14 protein-coding genes and 1 pseudogene are annotated in these 15,185 nt (G+C 46.0%); 9 read left to right on the top strand and 6 right to left on the bottom strand.

Features of this window, described 5'->3' with window-relative positions; translation table 11 throughout:
- Positions 1–28: 28 nt before the first annotated feature.
- The 3 genes from ACLGGO_RS27510 to ACLGGO_RS27500 all read left to right on the top strand — a co-directional run bounded on the left by ACLGGO_RS27510 (position 29) and on the right by ACLGGO_RS27500 (position 2,018).
- The gene (locus tag ACLGGO_RS27510) at positions 29–571 is read left to right on the top strand and encodes an ATP-binding protein (RefSeq protein ID WP_446421675.1); all 543 of its coding nucleotides are present in this window, start codon (positions 29–31) and stop codon (positions 569–571) included.
- A gap of 346 nt (positions 572–917) precedes the next feature.
- The gene (locus tag ACLGGO_RS27505) at positions 918–1,385 is read left to right on the top strand and encodes a phosphate-starvation-inducible PsiE family protein (RefSeq protein ID WP_446337017.1); all 468 of its coding nucleotides are present in this window, start codon (positions 918–920) and stop codon (positions 1,383–1,385) included.
- A 180-nt stretch (positions 1,386–1,565) separates the two neighbouring features.
- A complete protein-coding gene (locus ACLGGO_RS27500) occupies positions 1,566–2,018 on the top strand; it encodes a nitrate reductase associated protein (protein ID WP_446421674.1) in 453 nt (150 codons plus the stop codon).
- A 92-nt stretch (positions 2,019–2,110) separates the two neighbouring features.
- Here the strand turns inward: ACLGGO_RS27500 and ACLGGO_RS27495 are convergent, their stop codons facing one another.
- Entirely contained in the window at positions 2,111–4,024 is a 1,914-nt protein-coding gene (locus ACLGGO_RS27495; protein ID WP_446421673.1) for a PAS domain-containing sensor histidine kinase, read from the bottom strand.
- 354 nt (positions 4,025–4,378) lie between these two features.
- Here ACLGGO_RS27495 and ACLGGO_RS27490 point away from each other — a divergent pair.
- Both ACLGGO_RS27490 and ACLGGO_RS27485 read left to right on the top strand, forming a co-directional pair.
- Positions 4,379–4,636, top strand: a pseudogene (locus ACLGGO_RS27490) (RNA-guided endonuclease TnpB family protein); the annotation flags it as partial.
- A 136-nt stretch (positions 4,637–4,772) separates the two neighbouring features.
- On the top strand, positions 4,773–6,134 hold the full coding sequence (locus tag ACLGGO_RS27485; protein WP_446421672.1) for an MFS transporter: 1,362 nt from the start codon (positions 4,773–4,775) through the stop codon (positions 6,132–6,134).
- Positions 6,135–6,625: 491 nt separating this feature from the next.
- On the opposite strand, the gene ACLGGO_RS27480 is transcribed toward ACLGGO_RS27485, so the two are convergent.
- The 4 genes from ACLGGO_RS27480 to murC form a co-directional block, all read right to left on the bottom strand.
- Entirely contained in the window at positions 6,626–7,015 is a 390-nt protein-coding gene (locus tag ACLGGO_RS27480; protein ID WP_446421671.1) for a nuclear transport factor 2 family protein, read from the bottom strand.
- Positions 7,016–7,184: 169 nt separating this feature from the next.
- Positions 7,185–7,529, bottom strand: a complete 345-nt coding sequence (locus tag ACLGGO_RS27475) for a YbaB/EbfC family nucleoid-associated protein (protein WP_446337010.1) — start codon at positions 7,527–7,529, stop codon at positions 7,185–7,187.
- A gap of 83 nt (positions 7,530–7,612) precedes the next feature.
- The gene (gene murB, locus ACLGGO_RS27470; protein ID WP_446421670.1) at positions 7,613–8,587 is read right to left on the bottom strand and encodes a UDP-N-acetylmuramate dehydrogenase; all 975 of its coding nucleotides are present in this window, start codon (positions 8,585–8,587) and stop codon (positions 7,613–7,615) included.
- 88 nt (positions 8,588–8,675) lie between these two features.
- Positions 8,676–10,217 (bottom strand): UDP-N-acetylmuramate--L-alanine ligase, encoded by a 1,542-nt coding sequence (murC, locus tag ACLGGO_RS27465; protein ID WP_446421669.1) that lies wholly within the window; start codon positions 10,215–10,217, stop codon positions 8,676–8,678.
- Between the two features lie 547 nt (positions 10,218–10,764).
- Between murC and ACLGGO_RS27460 the strand changes: the two genes are divergently transcribed.
- Both ACLGGO_RS27460 and ACLGGO_RS27455 read left to right on the top strand, forming a co-directional pair.
- Entirely contained in the window at positions 10,765–11,781 is a 1,017-nt protein-coding gene (locus ACLGGO_RS27460) for a type I glyceraldehyde-3-phosphate dehydrogenase (RefSeq protein ID WP_446337043.1), read from the top strand.
- Between the two features lie 402 nt (positions 11,782–12,183).
- Positions 12,184–12,492 (top strand): hypothetical protein, encoded by a 309-nt coding sequence (locus ACLGGO_RS27455; protein ID WP_446337007.1) that lies wholly within the window; start codon positions 12,184–12,186, stop codon positions 12,490–12,492.
- A gap of 256 nt (positions 12,493–12,748) precedes the next feature.
- On the opposite strand, the gene ACLGGO_RS27450 is transcribed toward ACLGGO_RS27455, so the two are convergent.
- Entirely contained in the window at positions 12,749–13,414 is a 666-nt protein-coding gene (locus ACLGGO_RS27450) for a hypothetical protein (RefSeq protein ID WP_446421668.1), read from the bottom strand.
- Between the two features lie 133 nt (positions 13,415–13,547).
- Between ACLGGO_RS27450 and ACLGGO_RS27445 the strand changes: the two genes are divergently transcribed.
- Complete coding sequence (locus ACLGGO_RS27445; protein WP_446337005.1) at positions 13,548–14,483, top strand: metallophosphoesterase; 936 nt, start codon at positions 13,548–13,550, stop codon at positions 14,481–14,483.
- A 57-nt stretch (positions 14,484–14,540) separates the two neighbouring features.
- Entirely contained in the window at positions 14,541–15,062 is a 522-nt protein-coding gene (locus tag ACLGGO_RS27440) for a hypothetical protein (RefSeq protein ID WP_446337004.1), read from the top strand.
- Positions 15,063–15,185 lie beyond the last annotated feature (123 nt).

Raw genomic sequence — 15,185 nt, 5'->3', positions numbered from 1 at the left:
AGTTTCTTTCCATGAGGGGACTTTTCTTATGCCAAATACCATAGAGCAACTCCCTGAAGGCGGAATGGGCATAAAAATCATTTCCCAGATCGCCGACGATATCAGGTATACCCGCACCCAAGACAATAAAAATTGTTTGTTTATCAGCAAAGTCTATGAACAAGAACCCGTTAAAATATTACCGAAATGCCAACAGAAAAATCTGTTGGCAAGGTTACTTTGTTTTTGCAGGCGGCTGACGTTGATTCTGGGAAATTACTTTAGAAAAAAACGAATCAAGTCTCGTTATCGGAACCTCAAGCTTACTGTCAATAGCGACCTCAATGCCGTAGAGCAAATTTTAGATTGGTATGGGCAGATCCAGCATTTACCCATTCCCCAACAAGTTTGGCAGTTAGGTCAAATTGCCCTAGTCGAGGCGTTTACCAATGTTGTTCGTCACGCCCACAAAGGCTTATCAAAATCGACTCCTGTTGAATTGGAAATCACGGTATCTAATCATCGTTTAGATATGAAAATTTGGGATTATGGACAACCCTTTGATTTAGATGCCAAGCTGAAAGAACTTTAGCTAAAAAAATAGTTTGCTCATGTAGAGTCCCCCAGATTTATTTTTGCCACGTTACTTCTGTGCTCAATTATGGGCTGTAGTCTACTAACTTGAAAATCGCTGTAATATCATGTCCTGACAATTGCCCATAATTGCAATGCTTTAATAACAAGGGTTTCAGACGCTTTTATTCGGGGTGTTTGACCGGACATGATAGAAATTGGAAATGGGTAGCGAGCAAGATGCTAGCATGACAACGATGAGAGCAGTTGTTGACATTAAGGTTTAAATGTCGAACAGCTTAGAATCGTCTTGTACTACTCCATCAATGATATTATGGTTTTGGCAGGGTGACTCCTAGAGAAAAATGCAGCGATTAAAAAAATTACTCCTTCTCTTGAAAGATAATTGTAGGGACAACACATTTCTGGGCGCCATTGAACAGGTTGAGGGCATTGTCTCCAAGATTTTGTCTCTGGTGATGATTGCCGTCATCTTGGTGGCAATGTTCGATTTGATTATCGTTCTCTCCAAACAACTGCTGGTTGAACCAGTGGGTTTCTTTAATGAAAGCTTGTTTGAAGTTTTTGGGCTATTCTTAAATATTCTGATTGCGCTGGAAATTCTAGAAAATATTACTGCCTATCTCCGCAAGCACGTTGTTCAAGTTGAACTCGTTATCGTCACTTCCCTAATTGCTGTCGCCCGTAAAATTATCATTCTCAACCTCGAAAAAACAGAAGGCATCGAAATTATTGGTTTAGCCCTAGCGATTCTATCACTCTCCATTAGTTATTGGCTTATTCGCCGCACCGCACCGAGAAACAATCATTAGTAAAACGGCTTTTCTAGTTGAGGTAGTAGGGGTGATTAAGGACGGGTTTGGTGGATAGATTATCGGTTATCCCATCAGATAAATCCATTTTGACGTTTGACGTTTGACTGGGCGAAGCATTTGCGAGTAAAATTTAGCCGTAAAGCTGAACAATCTGGGCGCATAAGCTTCTCCCCTACTATGACTCACTTCTTCCAATTTGAAAAAGATTTCGTCGATTCCTTACGCTGCATCCCTATGCAGGTGCGAATGAAATTAGACACCTGTGGCGTCAAACTTAAATTAGCCCACTGGCATCAATTTACCCAGCAAGAACGTCAGACGTTAGTGGAAATGCCCGCAACCACAGCCCCCGAAAGCCAAGTCTATCGGCAGTACTTACAAGATTTGGTAACAAACTATACAGGTCAACCCGCTTCAGAACTTGCTATCGAACCCAATCCAGCTTGGATGGAAGCAGCGACAATTCCATCCGATGTTCAAACTAAAGCCCAAGAATTTGATGTTTCCCTCACGCTTGAGCAGTGGGAAGCCCTAACTACCGCCCAGCGCTTTGCCCTAATTAAACTGACGCGCCCTAGTCATGAAAACCGAAACTTTTTGCCTGCACTCAAAGAGTTTAAGATCATCTAAGTAGATCGTCGTAGATCGTCATTTGTCATACTCGCTCCCTTGAGAAGCAAGCTACGTCATTTGTTTATTGTTTACTGTTCCTCATAATTCACTTACTTTAATGCCATGGAATTTAAGGAATCAGAAATTGAGGATTGAGATGCTCGAATCTGTGAATCTACCGGATTTTGATAAAGATTTGAGCAACAATACTGCTGTAGATTAGGTTCAATGGGAATTTCTATGATAAACTCTGTTCCCTGACCCGGTGATGACAAGCATTTGAGATGTCCGCCATGCTTTTCTACCACAATCTGATAACTAATAGACAAGCCTAATCCCGTACCTTTGCCAACGGGTTTGGTGGTAAAGAAAGGATCAAACAGTCGCTGCTTCACGCAATCAGGAATACCGACACCATTATCCGCAATCCGAATAGCAATCCAGTTTTCGTTAATCACCTGCGTACTAACCTGAATTGTGGGGCTTTTAGATGAAGTTCTGTCGCCCAATAGACCTTTGTCTAATCCTTCTTCTAAAGCATCGATCGCGTTACACAGAATATTCATAAACACTTGGTTCAATTGTCCCGCATAGCAGTCGATCAAGGGTAAGTCGCCATAGTTTTTGACAACAGTGATCGAGGTTCGCCCTGCTTTGACTTTGATGCGGCTTTGCAAAATCAACAGAGTATTATCAATCCCTTCATGAATATCCACCACGCTTTTCTCGGCGCGATCCAGATGGGAGAAATTCCGCAGCGATCGCACGATTTGATAGATCCGATCCGCCCCCACTTTCATCGAATGCAGTAACTTCGGCAGATCCGTGGTAATAAAATTGAAATCGATGATCTCGATATGCTCTTGAACTTTGGCTGAGGGTTTGGGAAAGGATTCTTGATAAAGCTCAACTAACTCTAATATATCCTGAAAGTATTGCTCAGCGTAATTCAGGTTACCATAGATAAAGTTAACTGGATTGTTAATTTCGTGAGCAACTCCCGCAACTAATTGCCCTAAACTCGACATTTTTTCCGAGTGAACGAGTTGGGCTTGAGTGTGTTTGAGCTTTTGCAGGGCGTCTTGCAGTTGCTGAGTCTGTTGTTCCAACTGGGCTTGCGATCGCCGCCGTTGATGTTCGACTTGTTTACGTTCTTTAATTTCCCGTCTGAGTCGCTGATTGACTTGCAGTAGTTCAGCGGTGCGTTCAGCCACTCGTTTTTCTAAGTCATCATGAGCATTTTGTAGCGCTTCTTGTGCCAGTTTGCGTTCAGTGATGTCCCGGACTACTTTAGTAAACCCGCGCAATTGCCCTTTTTTGTCATACAATGCTGTAATCACTGCATTTGCCCAAAATATCGATCCATCCTTGCGGACTCGGTAACTTTCGTCCTCAAACCGACCGTTTTCTGCCGCGATTTTTAGGGCTTGCTCTAGTTTACCTGCTTTAACATCCTCCGGTAAATAAAACCGAGACGCAGGTTCACCGAGAATCTCTTCTTCTTGATAACCATTAATCCGTTCAGCGCCCTGATTCCAACTGATGACCCGTCCCTCTGGGTCTAGCATATAAATGGCATAGTCTTTGACATTTTCTACCAGACAGCGGAAGCGTTCTTCACTATCACGTAATGCTTCCTTGGATTGCTTACATTCGGTTTGATCACGCACCACAGCGTAGATCAATTTGTTTTCGGGGTGGATTGAGACATTCCATAACAGCGATTTGTAAGATCCATTAGCACAACGACAGCGATTTTTCAAGCGGATCGGTGCAGTCGGATTCCGGGTCAGGGATTCTAGCTTGGCGAGCGTTAACTGTTGATCCTGGGGATGGATCAATTCCAGCCAAGGTTGTGCTAAAAGTTCCTGATGAGTAAAGCCTAATATTTCCTCCCATCGGGGATTAAGTTGCTTGAAATGACCATCTTCCCCCAACACGCACAGCATATCCAACGAGAGCGCGAAAAAAGGATCGGAAGCCTGACTCCCAGTGCTTGGGGTTGGCGGTAAAAAATTTAGCATTTTATAGCTGGGGCTTTATTATGGGAACTCTTATCTCTATTTTTATTTTTTGGAGGAGATAAAGAGTTGTAGATGCGGTTCCCCCGGTTATCCGTTCGTCTCCTTAAGTTTAAGTTTAAGGGAGTTTAGACCTAACGCTTCGCTTTAATGATTAGAATTTCTAGTGGGTATGATTAGATTTTTCTATAACTTAACCTGATCCCTTGGTCAAGGGCGCACGTTGCTTGTTAGTGTCCGCTTAACGGTTCGCGGGGCAGTAAGGGAAGCGATCGCGTTCGGCTTAATGGCAGCCTCGAATTTTTGTAAAACAAAAGCTTGGCGCACAAGGATAATTGTAGCACGATTGACATCTAAGACTCCCTGCCTAAGTTTGGTGAAAAACCAGACGGGTGGAAAGCACTAGGAAGACGAATAAAGCGTGGCTTGTATCGTAGTAGCGATGGTTTGATTGTAAATGCCGATTTAAACGGCAGTGCTAACATTTTAAGAAAAGTAGCCAGAAAGTTAGGCATTGACCTAAACCGACTGGGTAGACGGTGTTTGACGACCGTAGCGAGAGTGAGATTGTGGGCTTTGCCACAGCCTACTCTGTCAGCAGAATCCCCGTCTATGCAAGAGCGGGGAGTGTCAACATTAAATGTTCCTTGTAGAAAGTCGGTAATCATAGAAGGCGATCGGGCTATGCAGGGTTATCAACCCGAACGGGTGATGATGAGCGATCGCCTAGTGTTGGAAAGACAACTGATTCATGAAAAAACAACCATTAAATTTTTGGCAGCTCTGGAATATGAGCGTTGGATTCTTCGGCATTCAATTTGGCTGGGGACTCCAAATGGCAAATATGAGCGCCATTTTTGAGTATCTAGGTGCAAATGCCCATCAAATTCCCATTCTTTGGCTAGCCGCCCCCCTGACGGGGTTAATCGTGCAGCCGATTATTGGCAATATGAGTGATAATACCTGGGGATCTCTGGGTAGGCGACGACCATATTTTTTGATTGGGGCAATTTTGAGTTCGATCGCGCTGATTGCAATGCCTCACTCATCGGCACTGTGGATGGCAGCCGGATTATTGTGGATTTTAGATACATCGGTCAACATCAGCATGGAGCCGTTTCGGGCGTTTGTGGGGGATTTAGTGCCAAGAAGCCAACGGACGATGGGATTTGCCATGCAAAGTCTGTTTATTGGCTTAGGCGCTGTTAGTGCTTCGGCATTACCCTGGATTTTAAATAACCTCTTTCATATTCCCTCCCTCAGTGGAAATGAAGGGGCGATTCCCCTGACAGTGAAATTCTCCTTTTATATTGGTGCTGCCTTTTTCTTTGGTACGGTACTGTGGACAGTTCTCTCTACAGAGGAATATCCGCCGCAAAACTTAGAAGCTTTTGAGAAGCAAAAAAAGGAAAAAGGGGGTTTGATCAATAGTATTCGAGAAGCCGCGATCGCGTTCAAAGAAATACCCCCGGTGATGAAACAATTGGCTTGGGTGCAGTGCTTTACCTGGTTAGGCATGTTTTGCTTTTTCCTGTACTTTCCCCCCGCCGTCGCCTGGAATATTTTTGGCGCGACAAATCAGCAATCATTACTTTATAACGATGGGATTGAATGGGCAGGAATTTGCATTGCTTTCTATAATGCCGTTTGTTTTGGTTTCTCTGTGTTATTACCGAGAATAGCAGAAGCCACCAGTCGCCAACTCACCCATAGCTTCTGTCTCCTCTGCGGTGGGGCAGGTTTTATGTCGCTGATGGTGATGGACAATCAATATCTGCTATTGCTGTCCATGGTGGGGGTTGGTATTGCTTGGGCAAGTATTTTGACCCTGCCTTATTCCATGCTCATTGGCGGTTTACCCCCCAAGCGCACCGGCATTTTCATGGGCATTTTTAACTTCTTTATTGTGTTACCTCAGATTGCTGTATCCTTGGGGTTTGGCTGGGTGATGGATAATCTTCTGGATAATGATCGCCTCTTAGCCATAGTCATTGGCGGTGTCTTTATGGTGATTGCGGCGTTCTTGACACAACGGGTAGAAGACATACCAGCACAAGATTTACCATTACCTGAGGTGAAGTTATCAGAGGAAACGGCAGAAACGGCAGTTTAAAATGAATGGCACTCTCTAATTTGCCTTGTGAGATCGCCAAAACCTTTGATATACCGTATGGTGGGCATTGCCCACCAGCATACCAGTCAGTGCGATTCAGTTGAAAACCCGTAATCATGTAGAGGGCGGTAAATTTAAATTGGGTATTAGTAGCGAGCTGACAGGCTCGCACTACAAGAATGAGAGCCATTATTGGCATTAAAATTTAAATGCCGAACAGCTTCTTGGAAGCCGTGCAATGTAGGGGCGGGTTTAGGGGCAAACTTAACGGACAAATCAATAACCTTTCTACAAAACCCGCCCTTTCCCAGTCTGTAACCCAACCAATAACCTCAATTCCAAATCAACCCCGATGTAATAGGCTTCTTTTTTGAGGTTGATTGAAAGATTTAGTTCCTAAAGAAAGCCCCTACAGATTACCTGTACAATTTCTGCAAAGGGAAAACCTAGCAGATCCTGATATTGATTCTTTCAAAAATTTACATTGAATCTCAACGCATCAAGGGACTACCATGATGATGAACCAGATACCAAGACGAAGCCATGCGCTCAAAAATATTGGTTGCCATTGACTGCGCCTGAACACTTCTGCCACCGCTAATTTGCAGAATATTTTCGATCAGAATCACGTAGGCAATTTCATTCCGAATCTCGGTGGAAATAATATCTATTTCTACCTCTAAATATTTCGTTTTTCTGAATATCTGTTCCCAGGATACTCGAATCGGCTGCCAACCGCGTAACACATTGCGCCCAGGATGAATACAAAGGCTACCAGTTCCTTGCGACCAGACCGCACTCATCGCGTCAATATCTTTTTTCTCAAACGCTTGATAAAAGGCTTGATTCGCCGCTAGGACTTCAGCACGTTCGTTAGTCATGAAATACGTTCATCATTCATGGCTCATGGTAAGGCTTCACCAAAAGTAAGCCAGCTCAGTACTCGCTTGGCGAAAAGCCAGCGACATAATACTCCGTACTCTAGCAGAACTGGGGAGTGCTGTCTCCGATGGATAACTTATACTCTCATTCCCAGTTCTACAGGTGAGGTTACATTCCCGGCAGATTTAGCCCACTGGTAAGTTCTTCCATACGTTCCCTCATCGTAGTGGTTGATTTATCATAGGCATCTTTCATGGCGGCTGTAACCGTTTCTGAGAGGGCTTCGGCTCCTTTTGCGATCGCGTCTGGAGCAATTTCGACTCGCAGGGGTTCCTGATTCCCACTCATAAACACCTTAACCATACCATCGCTAGAGGAGCCTTCAATTTCCATTTGCTCCAATTCTTCTTGAAGCTGTTTGGCTCCTTGTTGTACCTCTTGGGCTTTTTTGAATGCTTCGGCAAGTTCCTTCATCTTGCCTAAACCGAAGCCGAATCCTTGTCCTTTGGTCATAACTGATTGAGTATCTCTCAAGTTGGACGGGTTTATCGTTGCTAAGTCTTAATCTTAGTACCGAGACGGTCAATGCGACATCCTTAGACAGGCTGAAACCGTCCTAAGATTTTCACTTCTGGCTCTAAGGAGAGCGACCAATGCTGCTCGACTTGGTGCTGCACATAACGAATCAGTTGGAAGATATCGCTGGCTTTGGCGCCGCCACAGTTCAAGATAAAGTTAGCATGGCGTTCAGCCACTTGAGCGCCACCAATTTGATAGCCTTTCAAACCCAATTGTTCGATCAGCCAACCAGCCGCGTGGGGTTCGGGATTGCGGAAGACACTGCCACAACTGGGTAAGTGATAGGGTTGAGCATCGCGCCGTTGCTTTAAATGGTGAGTCGTTGTGGCTCGAACCTGTTTGGAATCAGCGCCCGGTTGCAACTGAAACGTTGCCTGAGTCACAAAGCGATTGCCCCCTTGTAGGATGGAGGTGCGATAGCGAAAGCCCAACTCTTGAGGGGTTAATCGCTCCACGATTCCAGTGGGTGAAACGGTTTCCACACTCACCAGCAGATCCGCCGCACAAGTTTGATGGGCACCAGCATTCATTACCACTGCCCCCCCCACAGTTCCCGGAATTCCTACCGCCCATTCCAACCCTTGCCAACCGCGATTAGCCGCCTGCCATGCCAAACGGGCGATTGGCTCTCCCGCTTCGGCTGTCACTCTACCTGTATTGGGGTCAAAGTGGGTAAAGCGAAGATGACGAGTACAGACAACTAAGCCAGACAAACCACAATCACTGACGAGTAGATTAGAACCTGCCCCTAACAAGGTTAGGGGTAGTCCTTGAGACTCTGCCCACTCAAAGCTGGCGAACAGATCGTCTACCCGTCGGGGCGCCACGTACCACTCGGCTGGACCCCCCACACGAAAGGACGTCAGACGGGCTAAGGGAACCTGAGAACGGACAAGGCAGTCGGTGCCAGGTAAATAAAGCTTAGGCTTGTCAGGATCGTCCTGACATAGTGGCGCGTTAGCAACGCGGGGAGAATAGGATGACAAGGTCATATTCAATACAGGTCAAAAGAATGCCGATGGAGTTTAGGCAGTGGCAGTGGACACACCGAAGCAGGTGCGGCTCCGAGTGAGCCCAATCTTAGACGGTTTGACTCAATTGAGTCGAATGGTCAGGTGTAGCCGTCTGGTAGGACTCTATAACCTGGGGAATAATCTGATTCAAATTTCCCGCACCGAGAAAGATGGCAAGGTCTCCGGGTTGCAGGATTTGGGCGAGTAGTTGGGAGACCTCATCTAATGTTGGTTGGTAATACACCCGCTCATGGTGATCCGCGATCGCGGATCGCACTTGCTCACCTGTAATTTGTCCGACACTGGGTTCCCCTGCGCTGTAAATGTCTGTGACAACGACGAGATCAGCATCGCCAAATGATTTAGCAAAATTTGACAAAAATGTCAAGGTTCGACTATAGCGATGGGGCTGAAAAATGGCAACAATACGGCGTGATAATTCAACCTGTAAGCGAGCTGCCGCTAAGGTTGCCTGGATCTCACTGGGATGGTGAGCGTAGTCATCGACAAACGTAATTCCCTTACACTGACCCCGAACCTCAAAGCGGCGTTTGGCACCTTCAAAGGTAGCTAGGGCGGAGGCTATGGCGTCAAACTCTAATCCCAGGTATCGCCCCACAGCGACCACAGCTAAGGCGTTGCTGAGATTGTGTTGACCTAACAGATTGAGTTGCAGTGTACCCAACACCTGATCCCCTTCCCAAATCCGCGCCGTGATGGATGGTGCCTGATAAACGATCTGATCCACACTGTAGTCAGCTCCGGCTGTTCGTTGTAGGCTGTAGCTGATTGTCGGGGTGAAATGCGATCGCAAGGTCGGGCAATCAATACAGCCCACTACAGTTTGACAGCGATCGGCAAAAATCTTAAAAGTTTCGATGACCTGGTCTAGATTCTGGTAATGGTCGGGGTGATCCAGTTCAATATTGGTAATCACGCCAATTTCCGGAGCCAGCTTGGCTAAAGATCCATCCGATTCGTCCGCTTCAGCAACCAGAAAGGGACTTTGACCCAGACGGGCATTCCCTTGCCAAGCATCCACTTCTCCCCCAACCACGATAGTTGGATCAAGACCCGTTTTCAGCAGCAAGTATCCCATTAAACTGCTGGTTGTGGTTTTGCCGTGAGTTCCAGCCACCGCAATACTTCGGTAATCTTGAATCAACGCGGCGAGTAAGTCTGAGCGATGAAAAATCGGGTAGCCCCCTTCTACAGCCGCTTGGTACTCGGAATTGATCGAATTAATCGCACTCGAACAAATAACTTGGGGTAAGCAGGAGGCAAGATGGTCATCCCTAACAGATTTGCTAACTTTCGAGGGGACAGCAACTGTTTTTCGAGTGGGTTCTGGTTCAATAGCCGTTGCTGATACGCCCTGATCAGTTGGGACATTCGTTTCTCTAAAAAATTCCAAGTTGGTTGCCTTCTGGTCTCTAAACAGATGAGCGCCGACGGATTGCAACCGCTGAGTAATATGCGTCGAACGAATGTCAGACCCAGATACAGGAAGGTTGCGTTTGGCTAGAACGTAAGCCAGCGCTGACATCCCAATTCCACCAATTCCGATGAAATGGAATGGTTTGCCACTAAGATCAACAGTATTAGGCATCTTAACTCCTTACACACCACACCACACAAGCCTACTGTGCCAATAACACGCGCTATCATATCAAGAATTGATTTTTCAAGATATAGCAAAGGGTGGATTTATCAGATTTTTTTTGCCACAGACACACCTAGCTATCAATTGTGTTATTGCTCCGGTGGAGTTGACCACCGTGTTTGTACTGTAGTCGGTTTTTCTATCTCCAGACGGTTTTTTATAATAAACAGCCGTCATTCTGGGGTTTCCGGAAAATTAAGCAGAATATAGAACTCCGGTTCTTGGAGCTACCCGACACCCAACACCCGACACCCAACACCCGACACCCGACACCCGACACCCAACACCCAACACCCGACATCCGACATCTGACACCCCTTACTCTCGACTAAAATTGACCCAAACCCTTAGGGGGAAAGACTTAGAGCTACCTATATGTCCCCCGTTTCCCGATCCTTGGCGCAATTGGCATTTAGAATTTGTCCGGCTTTGCGATATGATTGGGTTCATAAAAAGTATATTTACTGAGCTTGAATACAGAGGGCAAGACGCAGTGATTAGAGTAGCGATCAACGGGTTCGGACGCATCGGACGTAATTTCGCCAGATGTTTACTGACTAGAGAAAATAGTCAGTTGGATTTAGTGGGCATCAATGACACATCTGATCCCAAGACAAATGCACATTTGCTCAAATACGACTCCATGCTAGGGACGCTCAAAGCCGACATCGGCTATGATGAAAACTCCCTCATCATCAACGGCAAAACCATTAAGTGCGTATCGGATCGCAACCCCCTGAACTTGCCTTGGGGTGATTGGGGTATTGACCTAATCATCGAATCCACCGGGGTGTTTGTCACCAGTGATGGTGCATCTAAGCATATAGCCGCTGGCGCCAAGAAGGTGCTGATTACGGCTCCAGGGAAAGGCGGTGACATCGGCACGTTCGTCGTTGGGGTCAATCATCACGACTACGAACACAGCAAGCATGACATTGTTAGCAATGCCAGTTGTACAACAAACTGTCTGGCTCCTGTGGTCAAAGTAATACATGAACACTTTGGCATCATTAAAGGAACCATGACTACGACCCACAGTTACACAGGTGATCAGCGGATTCTGGACGCCAGCCACCGTGATGTGCGTCGGGCAAGAGCCGCTGCGATCAATATCGTGCCAACCTCGACGGGAGCCGCTAAAGCTGTGGCTTTAGTTATTCCAGATATGCAGGGGAAATTGAATGGGATCGCGATGCGCGTACCTACCCCGAATGTATCGGTTGTGGATTTGGTGGCTCAAGTTGAGAAAAGCACCATTGCTGAGCAGTTGAACAAAGTATTCAAAGAAGAGTCAGAAAACTCGCTTAAGGGCATTTTGGAATACAGCGACTTGCCGTTGGTGTCCTCAGACTACAAGGGACATGATGCTTCATCCATTGTCGATGCAAGTCTGACTATGGTTATGGGTGGCGATATGGTTAAAGTCATTGCCTGGTATGACAATGAGTGGGGTTATTCTCAGCGGGTTGTCGATTTGGCTGAACATATGGCAGCTAAGTGGGAAGGTTAAGGCAAAACTTCACCATTTTGATCAAATAACCTCTTAAAGAATTCATCGGCTGAGAATCGAAGGAACATAAACGTGTTGTAATTCCTCCAATTCCGGTTCGAGCGAAGCCTCAATAGAGTCATCGCTCATTTGTCGTCGTTGACTAAATTGTTTGGCAATTTATACTCAGGGTCTTAACTCTGAGTATTTTTTTATGATAGCCCTTGGGTGTGAAATAGGCGGGATCATTGTCAGGGAAAGCTAACAAAAAAACCTCTCTCTTTCATTAGGAATAATCTGTACAATTAACTACATTTATTGTTAAAATAAAATAAATAATTAAATAAACTGTCCATTTTAGCCAAGTCCAGATAGGATTCCAGCTATCCCACAATTGCATATATATATTGGAGAACAGCTTCCATGCCCATTCAAATTAAAGTTGAGAGTAATGACTTCGAGGAAAAATGCCGTTGCAACTTGTGCGGTAACATTTTTTTCCCGTTAGAGGTGGTGGCAAGAGCGTATCGGGAATCTGGCGAATATGTTAGTGATGTTTGCCCCGAGTGCCTTGCTACTGGTGCAGAGGGAATCAGTACCCGAATGCGCCAACGAGCAGACTACCTGCGATCGCTAGCGATTGAGTTAGAACAACTAGCCAGAACTGAGATTGAATCCCCCAGTCTGGCTCAATTCAATATTGCCAACCAGCTTGAGAAAGCCATGCGCTGATCAGCTTTTGATGTTCCAGATGTAGTATTTGATTGGCATAGCCACTACATGTAGGAGCAATTCATGAATTGCTCCTACTCTGGGTAGATTGGCTGAGTAAGTCCTAAAGATATAAGTACCTACCTATTGCTTCCCTAGAAGGGCGGGTTTAATTAAGTTATGGGTTTGTGGCAAAATGTTATCTGTAAAACCCGCCCCTACAACCGGGCTTCCCTGGCTTTTCTATCTGGTGGAGTATTGAATAGGGGGCGAATGTCTAAGGCTGTAAAATTACTATCCCAGAACCGACTACTGGACTCCGCGCCAATAGAGTTCCATCGGAATTAGTGATTTCCAGTTTGCTCAACTCCAATTCTTTCGAGCGACGCCAAATTTCACTAGCTAGCTGATCTTGCTCCTGTGTCTCCAACTCATACCAGCCGTCACTGACGGTTACAATCAGACGACTACCCGGAAAGTTGGCTTGAATGGATTGAATTAGTCCATTGGCATAGTGATCCGTAATTTCAGCCACTTGATTTTGAATCGCTGTAATCAGGCGTTGTTCTGGGGTAAGTTCCGGAGTTTGTGCAAGTTCAGGTACGGCTAATTCTGGAGGTGCAGAGATGGGTTCTGGTTTTACTTCTTTGGCTAACTGTGTCGGTGTCTCTAGGGTTAGGGCGACTGTCGTTACCAGTATGACAACAATAAAAGCCGCGATCGCGCCCGTCAATCCCCAATCCGATAGCTTTTGATTCCACGCCTGTGGCAGTACAGAGCGAATTTTTGCCAAAATGCTATCCCAGATATTCTCAACGGTTTCAAAGCTGGGATAGAGCCAATCCACTATTTTAGACGGGCGAGTGGGTTCAGCCGTATTAGTTTCTTGAGTGGATTCATCTGCCTCTACGGACGTCTGAGGCTTATTCTGCTCCTTTGACATCTTAAATCTCCCTCCCCAGCAACGCCAATTGCCATAAAATGCGCTAGATTCTTCTTACAGAACGCTGTTCCTACAGCACAAATTTAGCATTTTTGCCCGTCTTGTCTTCAGTCTGCATGACTGCTCTAGATCTATGAGCCTCAAACGCCGTCAATTTCTGATTTTGAGTGGTATCAGTTGTTTAGGTGTTATTGCCGTTGGTAGTAACCTCAACGCCCGTAAAACGACTCAGACGAGTGATCCCCATTCCCAGACTCCTGAGTCAACACCCTCAACGGACACCCAAAACCAATTCCCAGATCCACCTCTGCTAAGCTTTGTTTCCGTTGCTGATACAGGTACAGGTGCAGCCGGACAATATGCTGTGGCAGAGGCAATGACTGCTTATTATCAACAGAATCCATACCAGTTAGTGATTCTGGCGGGTGACAATATTTATAACAATGGCGAGATTGAAAAGATAGAGGCAGTCTTTGAAAAACCCTATCAAGCCTTACTGGAAAATGGAGTGAAATTTCACGCTTGTCTGGGAAACCATGACATCCGCACCGCCAATGGTGATCCCCAAGTCCGGTATCCAGGTTTCAACATGCAGGGACGATACTATACCTTTCGCCGGGGATCAGTCCAATTTTGGGCGATGGATACAAACGCTAATGCGGATTGGCAGCGTCAGTTACCGTGGTTAGAACAGGAACTCCGCCGCAGCGATGCACCCTGGAAGATTGTCTTTGGACATAATCAAATTTATTCATCGGGTCACTACGGATTGAATCAAAGGTTTATTGAAACCCTGACTCCCCTGTTTCAAAAATACGGCGTGCAACTCTATATTAATGGTCATGACCACAACTACGAGCGTACTTTTCCGATTAATGGGACAACCTATTTAACTTGTGGTGCTGGTGCTGGAGTTCGTGCTGTCGGGCGTTCGCCATGGACTGCCCATTCCGCCTCAAAGCTAAGTTTTGCCGCTTACGAGGTGTATCGCGATCGCATCCTAGTTCGTGGTATTGATACAAAGGGTCAAATCTTTGATCAAGGGGTGATTCCATCTGGTGAAGCATGAACCTCAGCCCATGGGATGATGTAGTATTGACGCCTGTTGGTGTGGGTAATCTATCAAATGATGAAAAGCAAACTGATTCAGAAAATCATTGCCAGTGGACTCCTATTTGTGGCGTTAACTGCCCAAAGTCAGCAAATTGTACAAGCGCAAGAACGCTCAACCTCCCTGCTGAGGCTCAATTGTGTGGATGCGGGTATTGGCAACTGGAGACGTCGAAGTGAAAACGTTGTCGTCAATAAAGCGGTTTACCCATCGCGATTTTATATGGGTCCAGGCGATACTCAGGCATCATTGACCTGTAGGCTGCAACCCAATCAGGAGAATGTCACATTTGAGAGGCTGCAATTAGGGTTTGGCATGCGCGATAACGACCAAGGTAGTCCCAGCGTTCTTGTTAATGTGTATATAGATGGAGTAAGGGCTGAATCTCGAACCGTTTCACCTGGAGGAGAACCCGCTTTCGTATCGCTGGATGTGACCAACACGCAAAATCTTTCCCTGGAAGCTGTCTGTACAAGCAGATTTCAATATTGCGATCGCGTTTATTTCTGGGAAGCTTCACTCTTGATTGCTCCCTAAGCGTCGGCGCCGGCTGGCATAACCCCAGTTAGCGATGCCTCAGACATTACCGGAGAAATTGGGTTTAAAGCCCCGTCCTTATAGGACGGCTTCAAAAACTGTGGTATGATTACGTCAAGTAAC

It is taken from the genome of Coleofasciculus sp., from assembly GCF_046565525.1.
Lineage (GTDB): Bacteria > Cyanobacteriota > Cyanobacteriia > Cyanobacteriales > Coleofasciculaceae > Coleofasciculus.
Note: the sequence above shows the minus strand (reverse complement) of the source record. Positions and strands in the feature narration are given on the sequence as shown.

Excerpts from the sequence above, each read along its gene's own strand:
- ACLGGO_RS27440 (WP_446337004.1), top strand. The coding sequence starts at position 14,541 with ATGATGAAAAGCAAACTGATTCAGAAAATCATTGCCAGTGGACTCCTA.
- ACLGGO_RS27500 (WP_446421674.1), top strand. The coding sequence starts at position 1,566 with ATGACTCACTTCTTCCAATTTGAAAAAGATTTCGTCGATTCCTTACGC.
- ACLGGO_RS27450 (WP_446421668.1), bottom strand. The coding sequence starts at position 13,414 with ATGTCAAAGGAGCAGAATAAGCCTCAGACGTCCGTAGAGGCAGATGAA.
- ACLGGO_RS27510 (WP_446421675.1), top strand. The coding sequence starts at position 29 with ATGCCAAATACCATAGAGCAACTCCCTGAAGGCGGAATGGGCATAAAA.
- ACLGGO_RS27505 (WP_446337017.1), top strand. The coding sequence starts at position 918 with ATGCAGCGATTAAAAAAATTACTCCTTCTCTTGAAAGATAATTGTAGG.
- murC (WP_446421669.1), bottom strand. The coding sequence starts at position 10,217 with ATGCCTAATACTGTTGATCTTAGTGGCAAACCATTCCATTTCATCGGA.
- ACLGGO_RS27485 (WP_446421672.1), top strand. The coding sequence starts at position 4,773 with ATGAAAAAACAACCATTAAATTTTTGGCAGCTCTGGAATATGAGCGTT.
- ACLGGO_RS27455 (WP_446337007.1), top strand. The coding sequence starts at position 12,184 with ATGCCCATTCAAATTAAAGTTGAGAGTAATGACTTCGAGGAAAAATGC.
- murB (WP_446421670.1), bottom strand. The coding sequence starts at position 8,587 with ATGACCTTGTCATCCTATTCTCCCCGCGTTGCTAACGCGCCACTATGT.
- ACLGGO_RS27495 (WP_446421673.1), bottom strand. The coding sequence starts at position 4,024 with ATGCTAAATTTTTTACCGCCAACCCCAAGCACTGGGAGTCAGGCTTCC.
- ACLGGO_RS27475 (WP_446337010.1), bottom strand. The coding sequence starts at position 7,529 with ATGACCAAAGGACAAGGATTCGGCTTCGGTTTAGGCAAGATGAAGGAA.
- ACLGGO_RS27480 (WP_446421671.1), bottom strand. The coding sequence starts at position 7,015 with ATGACTAACGAACGTGCTGAAGTCCTAGCGGCGAATCAAGCCTTTTAT.
- ACLGGO_RS27445 (WP_446337005.1), top strand. The coding sequence starts at position 13,548 with ATGAGCCTCAAACGCCGTCAATTTCTGATTTTGAGTGGTATCAGTTGT.